Raw genomic sequence first — 333 nt, 5'->3', positions numbered from 1 at the left:
GGGTTTCCAGGCCGCCGTCCACTTCACGCGTGACATTCACCTTGTCGCCAGCGACTTCGACCTTGGAGGCGAAGGTGGCTTGCGGCAGGTCGGCCAGGGCCGCCAGCATCTGGCCGGTCTGGTTGGCATCGTCGTCGATGGCCTGCTTGCCCAGGATGATCAGGCCGGGCTGCTCCTTGTCCACCAGGGCCTTGAGCAGCTTAGCAACGGCCAGGGGCTGCAGCTCCTCGGTGGTCTCCACCAGGATGCCGCGGTCGGCACCGATGGCCATGGCCGTGCGCAGGGTTTCCTGGCACTGGGCCACGCCGCAGGAGACGGCGATGACTTCGGTGG

General features: G+C 67.3%; 1 pseudogene. It reads right to left on the bottom strand.

The window, feature by feature from the left end:
• Positions 1-333: pseudogene (locus JHD82_RS29175) on the bottom strand (electron transfer flavoprotein subunit beta/FixA family protein); the annotation flags it as partial.

The organism is Delftia sp. ASV31, assembly GCF_016428765.1.
Classification (GTDB): domain Bacteria; phylum Pseudomonadota; class Gammaproteobacteria; order Burkholderiales; family Burkholderiaceae_C; genus Comamonas; species Comamonas acidovorans.
The sequence above is the reverse complement of the archived record's forward strand: the minus strand, read 5'-3'. Positions and strand labels throughout refer to the sequence as shown.